The organism is Sphingobacterium phlebotomi (genome assembly GCF_008180195.1).
In the GTDB taxonomy this organism is placed as follows: Bacteria; Bacteroidota; Bacteroidia; order Sphingobacteriales; family Sphingobacteriaceae; genus Sphingobacterium; species Sphingobacterium phlebotomi.
Genome location: NZ_VTAV01000002.1, coordinates 470079 through 485307 on the forward strand (window position 1 = coordinate 470079; position 15229 = coordinate 485307).

Here is a 15229-nt window from a genome sequence, read left to right on the forward strand (position 1 = left end):
TTTCTCAAACCATGAGTGCTTTAATCCCTGGGAGATATTGACGACTGACGGTGACTTCGATATTATTGGGAAGTGTGATAAACAGCCGGCTGATGTCTTTATACAGTTCTTGTATATAGTTGACGTTGATAATATACGAACGATGCACCCGCATAAACAATTGTGGGTCTAACTTGTGCACAAACTTGCCGATACCGTAATTGCTCAGGAAAGTTTCATTATGGATAGTGTGTATCCAAGTGTAATCCTTTTCGGCTTTCAGGTGGGTAATGTCAGCTACCTGTATGCTGGTGAGCCGGCTTCCTCTTTCCGCCAGAATACGGACGGGGAAATTTGCTGTTTCTTTTACCATGAGTGACTCCGCCACTTTCTGCGCGAGCTGCAACCGTTGCAAAGCCATTAGTAGGCGATACTCTGAAAGCGGCTTCAAGAGATAGTCGGAAACACCATATTCAAAAGCCCGCCACGCAGCGTCGGGAGAGTCAGACAGTAGAATTACGTCGGGGAGGTGCATGGTTTTTTCCAACACTTCAAAGCCGTTGATACCGGGCAATTTCACATTGATGAATGCCACATCAGGCATTAAAGTATCAATATATTTGCGTGCTTCGATACCATTTTCACACTCCCAGAATACGGCGTGAAATTCCAATTGTTTTAGCTTTTCGATGAGTTGTCCGCGACAAGCTCTGTCTTTATCGGCGATCAATACGGTTTTCTTCTTCATGATGTAATTTACTACTGTTCACCGCCAAAAATAAAGAGATAAACATCGTGTTAGATCCGACATTTGTCAGAAAGTAAGGGAAGAGAGTTGTTTTTTTGCTAACTTAGGCTCTTGTTAACTACTAAATTTTGTACAAATATGATTTCGCCAGATCATTTTGAACAGGTTTGTCGTGTTGCCGATGAATATGACATTCATTTCACGCGTGTCGAGTTTGATATTATCCGGCAGCATACCTCCCATCGGATTCTTCCGCCACATACCATTGTGATGGAGCAGGGGAAGACTACCGATACACTTTATTTTCTGAGCAGTGGCATTGCCCGATTATACCGAGTGCACAATGATACTGATTATACGTTGGGTATGACTTCTTTTCCATTTTTTCTGTCTACACCCTTGTATATTCAGAGTGGGCAAATCTCGACCTGTGCCGTCGAGTCGCTAACGGAAATCGACGTTTTGATATGGGATAAACCCACTATTCTGGAGCTGAAAAAACAGCTCCCCAAACTCTACAACATGGAGCTTGCCGTGATGGATCGTTTGCTGACGTGGCTGCAAGACAACCAGGTCAATGCTATTTGCATGACTGCGGAGGAGCGTTATCTGCACTTGCTGGATACACAACCCAGGATTATACAGCATGTACCATTGAAATATATTGCTTCGTTGCTCAACATTCATCAGGACAGTCTGAGCAGAATCCGCAAAAATATAGGGAAGAAAAGCTAAATCAATCCACGCAAATACGCTTCTTTGACTAATCCTGCTGTGGTTTTGATATTGAGCTTCTGGTTTAGGCTGTGCCGATGTGATTCTACAGTTCTGACACTCAAAAACAAACGATCCGCAATCTCCTGATTGGAATATTCGTGCGCAATGAACGACAGAATCTCCAATTCTCTGTTTGTCAATTTCACGTTGACTGCGGCCTTTCTACCACTGATGGTCTGCTGTAAAATAGTTTGTTCGATCTGCCGGTCAATAAATTGTTCGCCCGCCAACACAGCCTCCATTGCCTGTATCAGTTGCTCCTTACCTGTACCTTTCAGCAGATACCCATTTGCTCCGCTGCGTATCATCTTCCGTACATAAACGATCTCATCATGATTGGTCAATGCAATAATGGGCACCTGCGGATATTGCTCTTTGATTTGCCCGCACAGTGAGATTCCGTCGTTGTCTGGCAGTTCAATATCGAGTAGCAGCACATCCGGCTGATGCTGCGTTAAGGCCGCCAGCAGTGCAGATCCATTTTGTGCGGAAAACAAGATTTCATATCGAGGTTCTGACCGCAACATTTGTATAATTCCGTTGATGATCAACGTATGATCGTCTGCGATTCCTATTGTTATCATATGCTGTCCGATTTCATATGTGAATAATTATTCATTCGTTTTTGTATCCAATTGTATTCATGAATGCTTCGCATTTTGTCTTATAATGGCCATCCGTCAGCTGGCGAACCCAGATTATTTTCATCGGTGTTTGTGTTTTGTCAATCGTGGGTATTTCTTACGTAAAAAAAAAGTATATTCTTGAAGACATTCTACCGTATTATTACGCAATATTTGTTTAGGATGATGTTGCGATGTGTCGAGAGGTCTTCTCGCGTTTACTTTTCTTATTTTTGCTACAATCGATTTCGATGAAAACGGAAGTTCCGTTTCCGATTACTGAACGTATGTCAAGGTCGCCACGCAGCATTTTAACGCGTGCATGCAAATTGCGGAATCCGATTCCTTGTGACTGAATTTGTTTGAAATCAAAACCTTTACCGTTGTCTTCGATGGTGATCAACAGCCGGTCATCTTCTCCCACGAGCTGGATGATAGCTTCGGATGCTTCGGCATGTTTTAGAATGTTTGTAACGGCCTCCTGCACAATGCGATAGATGAGTAGTTGACTGTTTTTGCGTAGCGAGGGTATTTCACCGAGGAGGTAACAGTCTATTCGGATGTCGGATCTGTTGATTCTGTGGCAAAACGACCGGATAGCGTACGCTAAGCCTTCTTGCAAGATCATTTCGGGAGCTAAATTATGAGATATGTTGCGTATTTCCTGCACGGCAATTTCTAAGAGTTGGTTCAGTTCACTGTAAACCGGTGTGGATTGGTGGATACTGTTTATGTGCAGTTTGGCGGCCGATAGAATGCTGGCTACGCCATCGTGCAGCTCTTTGGCTGTTCGCGCACGTTCTTTTTCTTCACCTTTTAGTTGTGCTTCGAGGAGTTTCCTTTTTTGTTCTATCGATGCTGTTTTTCGCTTTTGCATTTGGATTAATCTGATGAAAATAAAACTCAATACCAATACGGTTATCAGGGCAATGTATATAATGATCCATTTGTTTTTCCGATCCAATTCCGCACCTTGTTCTACAATTTTTAGGTCTCGTTCGGCGATTGTTTTCTTGTTTTGTGCCGTTTGGTATTGCACTTCCAGTTCCTGTATCGTCTGTTGAGCTTCTTGATTACGCAAGGAATCATTCAGCCGTTCATGTTCTTTTCGGAAAGTCAACGCTTTGCGGTAGTCGCCGAGAGCTTCTTTAATTTCGGCTCCTGCCAGGTACATGTCGATAAGCTGCGTCCGCCCGAGTTCCTGTTCGGCAATTAGGAATGCTTTTTCAAAGTAGACTTCGGCTCTTTTGATGTCGCCCATTTCTTTGAATACGGTGGAAATGCCTGATAGGCTATAGACTTTGTTGCCGGGTAAGGTTTCCGGCAGTATGGCCAACGCTTTGTTGTAGCTGTCTAACGCCATGGGATAACGTTTTTGGCGCCTATATACATCGGCCAGATTATTGAGTGCTTTGATTTGCATCTGTATATCACCATGCGAACGACCGATAGTTAGGTATTGTTTGCCATATTTCTCGGCATCAGTAAGGTTTCCGGATAGGGTTTCGGCAACCATGACATTGATCAGGCTGTTGCCTGCCGCTATTGTATCTTTGAGTTGCAAGGCAATTTCTAACGATTGCAGCGCATATCTGCGTCCCTTTTCTATATCGTTTAGATCGAGAAACAACGAACTTAGGTTGTTTAGATATTTCCGTCGGTCGGATAGGTCTTTAGCTACTGGCTGGCTGATTTTCGATGAAATAGCAATGGCGAGCATCAGATTTTGGGCAGCATATTTTAGTTTGCCCTGTGCTTGATATTGTAAAGCAATGGTGTTGTATGCTGCTGCTGCTCTAGGATTGTTATGCTGCCGTAAGCTAATCTGTAGTGCTTTTTCAGCATAGTGCAATGCCTCACTATAACGCAGCTGACCGTATAGAAAAACGCTGTAATTACCCACGACATGTAGTTTGCCATTTTCAAAATTCATTTTGTCGGCCAGTGCATCCGCTTGTTTAAAATAATAATCCGACGAATCCGGTGAACCATTTCGATGCTGTTCCAAGGCTAATTCTACTAGCCTAAAAACGCGTGTGGTATCCCGTATCACCAAGGATGATGCAGGAACCAATAGGGGTAAGAGAAACCATAAAAACAAAACAATACAAAAGTTGCGCATAGCTGTTTTTTAGATGAAATTCGGGAACGATTCGGATATTTTTCATTGTAAACCGATGAACGGTATTATTTTTCGTTAGAATGCATATAGCGACGATGAAATTTCGTATTCATAAGGTTTAAGTCTCTTCCGTAATACTACTGGGTTTATGGAAATACCGGGTTCTCCTGTTTTCTTCTGGCAAAGATCAGGCTAATTTTGTCGAAGTCAAGCTAATAAATTTATGACAACACAAATGGCAAACTATCCTCATGCTTTGTTTATTGCGAAAGGGAACGGATATGTCAAGATGTATACAACCGATATTCTCTACGTCAAAGCGGCAGGTGATTACTGTGTGTTGTTCACCAATACGGGCGAACACCTCAGTTCCTTAGGCATTGGGCAGATTGCAACCTGTTTTGATCCTGCCAAGTTCATCCGCATACATCGTTCGTTTATAGTCAATCTATATTTTGTACAAGGTTTTTATCGAAAAGCCGGACGAACATGTGTGTTGCTGGAGAACGGTTACAAAATAAATGTTAGTCGACAATATTTTGAAATACTAAAACAATTGATAATTTAAAAAAACAAGAGAAATTGGAACACATCAACAAATTCTTTTTAGGGCTGTTCGCAGCAATTTTATTCGTGGCTTGTAAAGACAGCGATAAGGAACCGGTTTTGCCGACAGAGCAAACTTTTCCATTTATGAAAGTGGGCAATCAATGGAATTACGTGCTGAAGACGGACGAAGGTGAAACGGAAATAAGTTACAAAATTGCCGACAAAACGAAGGAGAATTATTACAAGGTGATGCTCGATTTTGTCGATTCGGGTTTGCCAGCGATGGAGCACTACTGGTTTGCCGATGCAACAATGTTTACGATGGTGACAGACTGGCCGGACAGCCCGGCTAAATTGACGATGCTTACCAAAGGTTGTAAAGTAGGCGATCATTGGGATTATTTTGTGCCGGCATCTTTAGACCCCGAAGATGATGAACTATCGGGCAATATACGCTACAAAATTCTGGAAGCGAACGTTAGCATGAAAATAGCAGGTACCACATATACTGATGTCTATACCGTGCATCATACGGCTTCTTCGCATCCGGGATATTATACCAATTTTTTCATCAGCCTGTTGGCGGGTATGCTGAAAGCCGACGCGGTTGGCTATACGCGCGATGAAAATAATGAACTGGTGTATTTTCCCGTAGATTGGATTTTGAAATCAAAGAACTTCTAACCATCCTATAACGTTTGGCATTATTTAACCTTAATTTCGGGTGTTTGTCGCCTTATATTGACGTTCATCGATTTTCTGATGTTACAATTGACCAAACGACTACTTTTGCTTTTGTTTAGTTTAGTTGATACGGAAAGAACTTACCTGCTTGTAGGGAGTAGGTAGGGGCTTTCTTTTATAGATGAAACGAACACGATATACATTTTTGATAAAAAATGAGCATATGAAGAACATACAAATTATTCCAATGAAAAATAACACTACAAAAACCGTATTTGCAGGAGCCGTTGCCTTGGCGCTATTATTTTCCGGTGCGTGTCAGGCGCCTGCCAGTACGTTGAAACAATCGGAATCGTTTACCGACAAAAATTGGCAGATGAAAGGACTGACTATTGCTCCCGAGATAGACTGGAATCTTGATGGGATTCCGGATACGGATATATTTCCGCTACTGGATGCCTGCGAACAGGACGATGGTTTCCTTTTTCAGCGCGATAACCAGTTTATTCGTGTGTTTGGTGACGAATTATGCGATGAAGAGTCTTCTGATGAAGGCGGAAGATGGAGCTATAGCGATACCGATCGGAAATTGACTATCATCGAGGGCGAAGACGATATACAAGAGTTTAAGGTTCTCGAATCATCGGCAAATAGGTTGATATTGCTCTATCGCTTTCAATCCACCGATGAACAATGGCACGATATGACGGCGGTATATACGCTTAGACCATAAGCTTTTTGATCAGTGGCAAGAAACTTCTGCCCACATTAAACTCAGGACCATTGTTCATGACTATAAAAGTCTTACCGATATCACGATATACCTCGCATACATGATGCAAATGTGCAATTGTTGAACGGTGAATACGAATGAACTTTTGCGGATTGAACTTCTCTGCCATAACTTTGATACCCAATGAGCTGAGGAATTTTAGTGTAAAGCTATTTTAGGACAAGACAGGTAAATATAAATGGTAGCTTTCAATATAGCAAAGTTATAAAAGCAACAGGAGAGTAGAAGTGCTTCGGTATATGATACTCATTTTCTTTCGCTATCTTTGAGCATTAATTTGCGGAGGACATACAGTCTAAAGCATATAGCTCTTAAAACATGTTAGGTTTAAAATTATTGACAGACCCCCGTTGGGCAAACATCGCAGAATCTAATTTGGACGAAATTCTGACCGATCATGCTTGGTGTGAGCAAAAGGCGGCCTCCAATGCCATTACGCTGATCACACAAAACCCGGAATACGAAGACCTCGTTCACGAGCTGACCGCTATTGCTATCGAAGAAATGCAGCATTTCCAGATGGTAATTGATATTATTAAAGCTCGTGGGTATGCGTTAGGAAGGGAGAGGAAAGATGACTATGTTGGGCAGTTGATGAAATTTTCCAAGAAAGATGGTTCCCGTAATCAAGCTTTTATCGACCGCTTACTATTTGCAGCAATGATCGAAGCCCGTAGTTGTGAACGTTTTCGCGTCCTTTCTAAAAATATTGATGATCAAGAATTAGCAAAATTCTACCACGATTTGATGGTCTCCGAAGCCAATCACTATACCACTTTTCTAAATTTCGCACGTAAATATACGACAGATATCGATGTAGATAAAAGATGGCAAGAATGGCTGGACTTTGAAGGGGAACTTATACAAAGTTACGGGAAAAAGGAATATATTCACGGTTAACGTTTTCTTGATATACATCAATGCCCGTTAGTAAAAACATCCCTATTTTTGTTTAGAAAGGAAAAAAGCTATGATCGAATTAGGAATAGGTATGTTTGGGGATGTACATATAGATCCCAAAACAGGTAAAATGCAATCTGCAGCGCAACGCACGCAGGAGATTATCGAAGAAATCAAACTGATGGACGAAGTAGGCGTGGATTTTTTTGGAATGGGTGAGCATCATCGTATAGATTATGCCGTTTCTTCTCCGGAAATTATATTGGCGGCAGCCGCTACAGTAACTAAGAACATCAAATTAGGTAGTGCTGTTTCCGTTATCAGTTCGGCAGATCCCGTTAAATTGTTTCAAGATTTTTCGACGGTAGATTTGTTATCGAACGGGCGGGCAGAGATTATGGCCGGTCGGGGATCCTTTATAGAGTCCTTTCCGCTATTCGGTTATGACTTGAAGGACTATGCCGAACTTTTTGAAGAAAAATTAGCGTTGCTGTTGCGACTTAATAAGCAGGATACGGTTACGTGGTCGGGCAAGTTTCGGAAACCTTTGATAAATCAGGAAATATTTCCACGGCCTGTTCATGGTTCTTTGCCGATTTGGGTAGCTGTTGGTGGTACCACTTCTTCGGTAATCCGCGCAGGAAAACTAGGACTTCCAGTTATGTTTGCGATTATAGGTGGGGCGATCGAAAACTTTAAACCTCTGTTTGAGATGTATCAACAAGCTTGGGAGGATAATGGACATCCCATGGACAATTTTCAGGTAGGCGTTCACATGCATGCATTTTTTGGGGAAAATGGACAGGAAGTGGCGGACCAATATTATCCTCTTTATGCTGCCCAGATGAATAGAATTGGTGCATCGAGAGGTTGGCCTCCTTATCAACGTTCACAATACGATTTTGGACGTTCTATTCATGGACACTTGGTAGTAGGGGATGTGAACCAATCGGTAGAAAATATATTGCATGTTATAGAGATGTTTGGCTTGACCCGTTTCTCCGCGCACATGGATGTGGGCAGTCCAAATCATAACGAAATGATGAAAGCAATTGAATTGTACGGTACGCAAATCATTCCAAAAGTGAAGGAAGCGTTGAAATAAAATTCCCTATCTTTGCACGGTGGTACAGCAGAGTAAATTAATTGATATCAGAAGTTTAAGTTTATCAGAAATAAAAGATAAGCTAACGGCAATGGGTGAGCAGGGGTTCCGGGCAAAGCAGGTATATGAGTGGCTATGGTCGAAATCATGTACGGATTTCGACCAGATGACGAATCTAAGTAAAACGTTACGTGAAGCGCTGAAAAATAACTTCGAGATACGTGCTGTTAAGGTTCGAGAATCACAAGTAAGTTCGGACAAGACCATTAAAAGCAGCTTTACCTTATATGACGGAAATGTAATAGAGGGTGTTCTCATTCCGACCCCAGATCGGATGACAGCATGTGTAAGTTCGCAGGTTGGATGCAGCTTGACCTGTAAGTTCTGCGCTACGGGCTATATGGAACGAAAACGTAACTTACAAGCCGATGAAATATACGATCAGGTCGTGTTAATTGCCAAACAGGCCGAAGAAAAGTACAGTCAACCGTTGACCAATATCGTCTACATGGGGATGGGCGAACCTTTGCTGAACTATGGTAGTATGATGAAATCAGTAGAGCGTATTACTTCTCCCGACGGATTGAATATGGCGGCAAAGCGTATCACCGTATCCACCGCCGGGATTGCGAAGATGATTAAGAAATTGGGAGACGATGAGGTTCGTTTTAATTTAGCTTTATCATTACATGCGGCGAATGATGAAAAGCGAAACCAAATCATGCCGATTAATGAGCAGAACTCTTTGGAAGCGTTGTCGGACGCATTAAAATATTACTATACAAAAACCGGCAATCCCGTAACATTTGAATACATTGTGTTCCATCATTTCAATGATGAATTGCAGGATGCAAAAGAGCTTGCCAGATTTTGTAAGCATGTACCTTGTAAAGTGAATATCATTGAGTATAACCCTATCGCATTAGCTGATTTCGTGAATGCGGACGCAGATAAAATCGATCAGTTTGCGGAATACCTGCGTAACCAGCATATTGTGACCAACGTCCGTCGGAGCCGGGGGAAAGATATCGATGCCGCCTGCGGTCAGCTTGCTATTAAAGAAGAAGAAAGCAAATTGGCGGAGAGCTAAAAAAACGGTAGATTTGTATACACCAATTGTAAACAGTATGCAAGTCAAGTCTTATTGGGAAAGTTTTGTATCCATCTTATTCCCGCCATTATGCGTTTCCTGCGAAAATGTTCTTTTGCATCAGGAGGAGTTTATTTGTACGACTTGTCGATACCATTTACCTACAAATGACCATTATCATTTTAAACAGAACGAAGTAACCCAACGTCTATTGGGTAAAGCCCCTATTTATACAGGGGCGGCTTATCTTTCATTTTCTAAATCTTCCTTAGTACAGGCCATAATCCATAAATTAAAGTATCGTAAGGATCTTCGTATTGGAAAGTATCTTGGGAAATGTTTTGGCAAGCAATTGCTTGCTTCTACATTCTATTCAGATATTGATGTGGTGGTTCCACTGCCACTTCATCGAAAGAAAAAGCGGATTCGAGGATATAATCAGAGTGAATATATTGCACAAGGAATCGCTGACGTGATGTCGTTGCCTTTAAACCAAGTGGATTTCGTACGGATAATAAATACAGAAACACAAACGAAAAAAAGTCGTGTGGAACGCCATGACAATGTCGAAGATGCCTTTTTCTGTATTAAACCTTCGGTCTTTGAAAGTAAGCATATATTATTGGTCGACGATGTTTTCACAACCGGAGCCACTATTGCTTCCGCAGCGCGAGCGCTCGCTGAACAGTGTCATTGCAAAGTTTCCATCGCCGTATTGGCGATAGCGTAGGAGAATATCAAAAGACCTGTCTCCGATAGAACAAGATATAGCTAAAAAGTGCCATGCCTATCCCAACGTAATCAGCAAAAATATCCCACCAGTCCGCTTGACGTCCAGTGGATAGATAATATTGAATAGCTTCTGTGCCGAAAGCAAAAATACTGGCAACGAAGAACGAGATAAAGACTGCTTTCATTTTGGATGGATTGCCAGCGGATTGTGACATAGAGCCCCATAATAGCAATGCCGTAAAAACAAAGAAGAAGCCGCAATGTGCCATCTTGTCAAACCCTTCAAAAAATCCGACCCCGGGGATATCGTCTGAAGGTAAGCCCATTAGTAATAGCATCAAAATGCCCCAAACGATGGCCCAAATGTAGTTCAAGAGGTTTTTCAACATGGAGGATAAAAGTCGTATAAATTGAGGAGCTTTCAAAGCAATTTTATATTAAAAAAAGGTTATGGACAAGTATAGATAGTGAATAAGTGATCTGCTGAAATATAAAATAAAAAATTAATTTACTGAAAATCAGTTGTTTGTATTGTGGTTTCGTGTTTTTATAGTACTATGTATTGCATAGTACTATAAAAAACCTATATCTTTGTGTTGTTATGATAGCAGAAAATACACAGACCCAAATGCGGAAGGGGATACTCGAATATTGTATCCTTTCTATTATTTCCCGAGGGGAGATTTATGCTTCAGATATTATTGGAGAGTTAAAAAAAGCCCAATTACTGGTGGTAGAAGGGACGTTATATCCGTTGCTAACGCGTTTGAAAAACAATGGGTTGTTGAGTTATACATGGAAAGAATCAAGCTCTGGGCCTCCTCGTAAATATTATCAAATTACTGATGAAGGACGCGCTGTGCTATCTCGGCTAGACGTAACATGGAAAGAACTTGTTTTTGCGGTGGAAACATCTCTACAAGGACGAAACGACTAATAACACGCATCTACATATATTAACAAGGTCATGAATAGGACAATTATTATAAATATCAACAGCATTGTCTTCCATATTGAGGAAGATGCCTACGATACGCTACGGTCATATATGATCGATATTAAAAAGCATTTTGGTAATACCGCTGAAAGCAAAGAGATACTGGAAGATATTGAAAATCGTATTGCGGAAATGTTTAATGAGCGTATCCAAACAGGTCGTAAAGAGGTCATCAATTTGGATGATGTTCAACGGGTCATTGAGCAGATGGGGCGGGTGAGCGATTTTGAAGAAAGTGAGGGGACAACTGTGGAGGAGGACTTCCGTGATGAGCAACAGGCGGGGCAAGCACCTCATGTAGAATATGTCGGTAAAAAATTGATGCGCGATCCAGATGACAAAATGCTGGGTGGGGTCTGTAGTGGTTTGGCACATTACTTTGGTATAGAGCCTATTTGGATACGTATTGTATTGGTGCTTTTCTTCTTGCTCGGTGGTTCCGGTGTTTTAGCTTATATCATCCTTTGGATTGTGATGCCTATTGCGGAAACCCGTGCCGACAAAATGGCGATGCGGGGTGAAGAACCAAATTTACAGAATTTTAAAAAATCCTTTGATCAAGAGGCGAAGAGCTTTTCCGAAACTTTTTCTGGTACCGGTGAGCGCATCGGTCGCGGCGCGCGTACAGCGGGAAATCTATTGAGTGGTTGTTTAGGTCTGATTGGGAAGATGATTGCATGGGTTATGCTTATCTTTGCAGGCTTAAATTTATTAGGGTTGTTTATCTTTTATATGTTTAATATGATGAACCTTTTTGGACTTGAAAATCCAATGTTCTTTCCGCCGTTGAAAGGGCTAGCAACCAATGATGCTATTCTGGCATTGACTTTTGGCTTTCTAGCGATTGCTATACCGTTTTTTGCCTTGTTTTTTTGGCTTACGCGGATATTATTTAAAACGGACAAACTAAACAGCTACTTATCATTGACCATGTTTGCTGCTTGGATTGTGTCCATCATCGGGATTATCTACTATTGTATAGCCACGTCACAAGATTTTCGGGAAAAGAGCACCATCAATGTGCAAAAAAGCATACAGCCACAGGAGGTCTACTATTTCACCGAGAAAGATATTCGTGTTCTGGATGCTAGCGAACAAGACTCTCTAAAATCCAAATTCAATATTCAGCTAGATGGTCAGGACTTACGGAATTATCTGCACCGTGATATCAGCATCTATTTTGAAAGTATAGATTCACTAAGCCAACCCTATATACAGTACAGTTATTCGGCCAAAGGAAAAACGTATCAACTGGCTTCGGAACGAGCACATAATATTGCTTATGAAGCTATTCAAGAAGATAAGACGCTCTTATTCCCCAGTCATTTTTTGTTGAAGAAAAATGCTTTGGATAGAGACCAACAGGTGACCGTGACCGTATATCTCCCCCAAGGCGCGAAAGTAGTACTCCAACGAGAAATAGAGCATAAAATTCGAGATATTTCTTATTGGGAATGTCGCAACAACTATCCTAATGAAAATCAACAGAAGTACACCGAGTGGACGATGTCTGGCGTTGGATTGTTATGTGCACAACCACCGAAGCCGAAAGAAGAAGAGGAAGTGAAGTCTAAAAAGAAAGCTTTGCTCGATGATGTGGAGATAAAGAAAGATTCGATTATACGTATCGATGGCTCAAATGTAACAATTGAAGTAAAAGACAACAACGTAAAAATCAATACCAAAAAAGAAGAAAGCTAATCTATGCGTACTATTTTAAATGTATGTTTTCTCCTCGTTACTGTATTTACAGCACAGGCACAACAAGGAGAAGTGAGCGGTCGTGTTTTTAATGAACAGCAAGAACCGTTGGCAAATGTATCGATTTACTTATTGACGGCAAAAGTGGGTGCCCTCATAAAAACAGAAATAACCGACGAGCATGGACGATATATCATAAAAAATGTACCCAATGGTGCGTTTTTAGTGCAGGTATCTTCCGTGGGATATGAAACGCTCAAATCTAAATCGATACAAGTAGCGGGGCAATCAGTTGTGGTAGACGATATGATATTAAAACCTGAATCGCAAACGATCGATGCGGTGACGGTGGAAGGACAGGTACCGCTCGTCCAGCAACGAGATGGAAAGCTAATCTTGAACGTAGAAAACTCCACACTGGCAGCAGGCAATAATGCGCTTGAAGTGGTACAGCGTGCTCCTGGCGTGAGTGTGGATAAGGATGCGAATCTCCAATTAATGGGGCAACAAGGCGTCAATGTAACGATTGATGGTAGGCAGACATATATGAGTGGTGAACAGCTTGCAACCTTCCTTAAATCCATGAACGGTGATCAGATTCAGCGTGTAGAGGTTAGTACGATAAGAAGTGCAAAAGAAGATGCGGAAGGAGCAGTAGGCACCATCAATATTGTTTTGAAGAAAAATAGACTGGAAGGTTTTAACGGCTCATTTCTGGCAAGTGCAGCGCACGGTAAGCATGCGCGAGGAAACACTTCGCTGAATCTTAACTATAAGAAAAACAATACGACTGTTTTTGGTTCCTACGGTTATACCCATAACAGACAACAATTTGATTTGGATATGGAAAGGGTTATTCCTTCAGATGGAACGGATCGGGTCTTTGACCAAGATGCCGACCTTATTGAAACGAACAGAACCCATAATTATAGGGTGGGGATAGAGCAAAAAACGTCGGATAGAAATACGATGTTGTTACAGTTTTCGGGCGCCAATGATGATGAAACTTTTGATAATATCAGTTTAACAAATATAGGGCCGCGTATAGGCGTGATAGACTCTGTACTAGATGCTTCTTCAAAAGCTATAAAACCTTACAATCGGTATACGGTTAACTTTAACAATGAACTACAACTGGATACGTTGGGCACTAAACTGGTATTTGATCTGGATTGGAGCGCTTTTCGCGATAACTCAACAATCAATTATGACTACCGGACTTCTGATCCTCGCGGAAACCTGCTGTACGACCCTGAACTAGAACGTAGCCGTATGCCTGTAGATATTGACATCTATGTTGCTAAGATGGATTTTGAGAAAACATTGAAAAAAGGTGGTAAGCTGGAGACGGGTGTAAAGTATAGCAATGTGCGCTCGGATAATGACTTGCAGTTTGAGCATTTTGTGAATGAACAATGGCAAGACTATGCAGGACGTCCTAACCATTTTGTATATACAGAACAGATAGCGGCAGCTTATGCCGACTTTAGCCGCGGGTTTGGACAGTGGTCGATGAAACTAGGCCTTAGAACCGAGTACACCATCTCAGACGGAAATTCCATCACGTTGGAGAGACGTGTGAAACGTGATTATTTGGATTGGTTCCCCTCGGCAAACGTATCCTATACGCTTAATGAAAACAATATCTTTGCACTAAGTTATGCACGAAAGATAGCCCGCCCCAACTATAGATACCTGAATCCTTTTGAAGAGTATGTCGATAAATTTACCTCTATGAGAGGAAATCCTTATGTCAATCCGCAGTATACCAACGGTTTTACCTTAAATTATACCCTATACAAGATGTTTAACTTTACATTAGGAACGGATTTGACCAACGATGCCATGGTAGAAAGTTTGGGACAGGATTCCGTGACCGGTCAGGCGTGGATTACACGGGAGAATTTGGCCAATACGGTTACATCTTATTTGAATATCAATGCACCGGTAAGAATCGGTAAGTTTTGGACGATGAACAATAATCTGACAACGATCTATATGCATTTCAAAGGCCCTGTCGCAGGGGAATACGCAGACTTAGGCTCTACTTTCTTTCAAGGACGTAGCACGAATAACTTTAAATTGAACAAAGCGTTTTCGGCGGAACTGTCCGTTAATTATAATAGTTCATTCCTATATAACGTTTATAAAATTCATGCACGTTGGGGAACAGATATCGGTATTAACTATAATTTCAAAGATGAGCGAAGCGCTCTAAAATTGGCAGGAACAGACATATTCCGGACACAACAAAATAATGTCTCTACAGATTTTGGGCAGTTCAACTCCATGATCCGCCAGTATAACGACAATCAAACCATTCGGTTGACCTATACTTATAAATTCGGTAATTTGAAACAGCAAATTAGAAAAAGAGACGCAGAGTCTGAAGAAGCGAGCCGTGCAAGGTAGATAGTAAACCAAACTCC

General features: G+C 41.5%; 16 protein-coding genes. 11 read left to right on the top strand and 5 right to left on the bottom strand.

Translation table 11 applies throughout. The annotated features are described in order from the left end of the window. Positions 1 to 4 precede the first annotated feature (4 nt). A complete protein-coding gene (locus FXV77_RS06060; protein WP_148918302.1) occupies positions 5 to 727 on the bottom strand; it encodes a LytR/AlgR family response regulator transcription factor in 723 nt (240 codons plus the stop codon). Positions 728 to 865: 138 nt separating this feature from the next. Here FXV77_RS06060 and FXV77_RS06065 point away from each other — a divergent pair, with 138 nt between their 5' ends. Further along, the gene (locus FXV77_RS06065; protein WP_148918303.1) at positions 866 to 1462 is read left to right on the top strand and encodes a Crp/Fnr family transcriptional regulator; all 597 of its coding nucleotides are present in this window, start codon (positions 866 to 868) and stop codon (positions 1460 to 1462) included. On the opposite strand, the gene FXV77_RS06070 is transcribed toward FXV77_RS06065, so the two are convergent. After that, positions 1459 to 2088: a response regulator gene (locus FXV77_RS06070; RefSeq protein ID WP_148918304.1), complete on the bottom strand. Its 630-nt coding sequence runs from the start codon at positions 2086 to 2088 to the stop codon at positions 1459 to 1461. The two genes, FXV77_RS06065 and FXV77_RS06070, sit on opposite strands and share 4 nt — an antisense overlap. A 217-nt stretch (positions 2089 to 2305) precedes the next feature. Further along, positions 2306 to 4249 (bottom strand): tetratricopeptide repeat-containing sensor histidine kinase, encoded by a 1944-nt coding sequence (locus FXV77_RS06075; RefSeq protein WP_148918305.1) that lies wholly within the window; start codon positions 4247 to 4249, stop codon positions 2306 to 2308. Between the two features lie 223 nt (positions 4250 to 4472). Between FXV77_RS06075 and FXV77_RS06080 the strand changes: the two genes are divergently transcribed. From FXV77_RS06080 to FXV77_RS06090, 3 genes are all read left to right on the top strand, one after another. Beyond that, entirely contained in the window at positions 4473 to 4817 is a 345-nt protein-coding gene (locus tag FXV77_RS06080; RefSeq protein WP_148918306.1) for a LytR/AlgR family response regulator transcription factor, read from the top strand. Positions 4818 to 4831: 14 nt separating this feature from the next. Beyond that, positions 4832 to 5482 carry a hypothetical protein gene (locus tag FXV77_RS06085; protein ID WP_148918307.1) on the top strand — a complete coding sequence of 217 codons (651 nt, stop codon included), beginning with the start codon at positions 4832 to 4834 and terminating at the stop codon, positions 5480 to 5482. A 223-nt stretch (positions 5483 to 5705) separates the two neighbouring features. Next, on the top strand, positions 5706 to 6215 hold the full coding sequence (locus FXV77_RS06090) for a lipocalin-like domain-containing protein (protein ID WP_187444025.1): 510 nt from the start codon (positions 5706 to 5708) through the stop codon (positions 6213 to 6215). Here FXV77_RS06090 and FXV77_RS06095 read toward each other — a convergent pair. Continuing rightward, positions 6205 to 6384, bottom strand: coding sequence for a LytTR family DNA-binding domain-containing protein (locus FXV77_RS06095; RefSeq protein ID WP_148918309.1), 180 nt, complete (start codon positions 6382 to 6384; stop codon positions 6205 to 6207). The two genes, FXV77_RS06090 and FXV77_RS06095, sit on opposite strands and share 11 nt — an antisense overlap. Positions 6385 to 6593: 209 nt before the next feature. Here FXV77_RS06095 and miaE point away from each other — a divergent pair, with 209 nt between their 5' ends. From miaE to FXV77_RS06115, 4 genes are all read left to right on the top strand, one after another. Next, positions 6594 to 7175: a tRNA-(ms[2]io[6]A)-hydroxylase gene (miaE, locus tag FXV77_RS06100; RefSeq protein WP_148918310.1), complete on the top strand. Its 582-nt coding sequence runs from the start codon at positions 6594 to 6596 to the stop codon at positions 7173 to 7175. Between the two features lie 70 nt (positions 7176 to 7245). After that, complete coding sequence (locus FXV77_RS06105; RefSeq protein WP_317132136.1) at positions 7246 to 8280, top strand: LLM class flavin-dependent oxidoreductase; 1035 nt, start codon at positions 7246 to 7248, stop codon at positions 8278 to 8280. Positions 8281 to 8299: 19 nt separating this feature from the next. Further along, positions 8300 to 9370: a 23S rRNA (adenine(2503)-C(2))-methyltransferase RlmN gene (gene rlmN / locus FXV77_RS06110; RefSeq protein ID WP_148918311.1), complete on the top strand. Its 1071-nt coding sequence runs from the start codon at positions 8300 to 8302 to the stop codon at positions 9368 to 9370. Between the two features lie 37 nt (positions 9371 to 9407). Beyond that, on the top strand, positions 9408 to 10100 hold the full coding sequence (locus FXV77_RS06115) for a ComF family protein (RefSeq protein WP_187444026.1): 693 nt from the start codon (positions 9408 to 9410) through the stop codon (positions 10098 to 10100). A gap of 7 nt (positions 10101 to 10107) precedes the next feature. Here the strand turns inward: FXV77_RS06115 and FXV77_RS06120 are convergent, their stop codons facing one another. Next, the gene (locus FXV77_RS06120) at positions 10108 to 10491 is read right to left on the bottom strand and encodes a VanZ family protein (RefSeq protein ID WP_246162296.1); all 384 of its coding nucleotides are present in this window, start codon (positions 10489 to 10491) and stop codon (positions 10108 to 10110) included. A 212-nt stretch (positions 10492 to 10703) separates the two neighbouring features. Between FXV77_RS06120 and FXV77_RS06125 the strand changes: the two genes are divergently transcribed. The 3 genes from FXV77_RS06125 to FXV77_RS06135 are packed head-to-tail and all read left to right on the top strand — an operon-like array spanning position 10704 to position 15212. After that, positions 10704 to 11039, top strand: coding sequence for a PadR family transcriptional regulator (locus FXV77_RS06125; RefSeq protein WP_148918313.1), 336 nt, complete (start codon positions 10704 to 10706; stop codon positions 11037 to 11039). A 30-nt stretch (positions 11040 to 11069) separates the two neighbouring features. After that, positions 11070 to 12800, top strand: a complete 1731-nt coding sequence (locus tag FXV77_RS06130) for a PspC domain-containing protein (protein WP_148918314.1) — start codon at positions 11070 to 11072, stop codon at positions 12798 to 12800. A gap of 3 nt (positions 12801 to 12803) precedes the next feature. After that, positions 12804 to 15212: an outer membrane beta-barrel protein gene (locus FXV77_RS06135; protein ID WP_148918315.1), complete on the top strand. Its 2409-nt coding sequence runs from the start codon at positions 12804 to 12806 to the stop codon at positions 15210 to 15212. Positions 15213 to 15229 lie beyond the last annotated feature (17 nt).

Bases quoted from the DNA above. Each gene is read 5' to 3' on its own strand.
- FXV77_RS06080 (WP_148918306.1), top strand. From the start codon at position 4,473: ATGACAACACAAATGGCAAACTATCCTCATGCTTTGTTTATTGCGAAA.
- FXV77_RS06115 (WP_187444026.1), top strand. From the start codon at position 9,408: ATGCAAGTCAAGTCTTATTGGGAAAGTTTTGTATCCATCTTATTCCCG.
- FXV77_RS06130 (WP_148918314.1), top strand. From the start codon at position 11,070: ATGAATAGGACAATTATTATAAATATCAACAGCATTGTCTTCCATATT.
- FXV77_RS06105 (WP_317132136.1), top strand. From the start codon at position 7,246: ATGATCGAATTAGGAATAGGTATGTTTGGGGATGTACATATAGATCCC.
- FXV77_RS06060 (WP_148918302.1), bottom strand. From the start codon at position 727: ATGAAGAAGAAAACCGTATTGATCGCCGATAAAGACAGAGCTTGTCGC.
- FXV77_RS06135 (WP_148918315.1), top strand. From the start codon at position 12,804: ATGCGTACTATTTTAAATGTATGTTTTCTCCTCGTTACTGTATTTACA.
- FXV77_RS06125 (WP_148918313.1), top strand. From the start codon at position 10,704: ATGATAGCAGAAAATACACAGACCCAAATGCGGAAGGGGATACTCGAA.
- FXV77_RS06075 (WP_148918305.1), bottom strand. From the start codon at position 4,249: ATGCGCAACTTTTGTATTGTTTTGTTTTTATGGTTTCTCTTACCCCTA.
- miaE (WP_148918310.1), top strand. From the start codon at position 6,594: ATGTTAGGTTTAAAATTATTGACAGACCCCCGTTGGGCAAACATCGCA.
- FXV77_RS06095 (WP_148918309.1), bottom strand. From the start codon at position 6,384: ATGGCAGAGAAGTTCAATCCGCAAAAGTTCATTCGTATTCACCGTTCA.
- FXV77_RS06090 (WP_187444025.1), top strand. From the start codon at position 5,706: ATGAAGAACATACAAATTATTCCAATGAAAAATAACACTACAAAAACC.
- FXV77_RS06120 (WP_246162296.1), bottom strand. From the start codon at position 10,491: ATGTTGAAAAACCTCTTGAACTACATTTGGGCCATCGTTTGGGGCATT.
- FXV77_RS06070 (WP_148918304.1), bottom strand. From the start codon at position 2,088: ATGATAACAATAGGAATCGCAGACGATCATACGTTGATCATCAACGGA.
- FXV77_RS06065 (WP_148918303.1), top strand. From the start codon at position 866: ATGATTTCGCCAGATCATTTTGAACAGGTTTGTCGTGTTGCCGATGAA.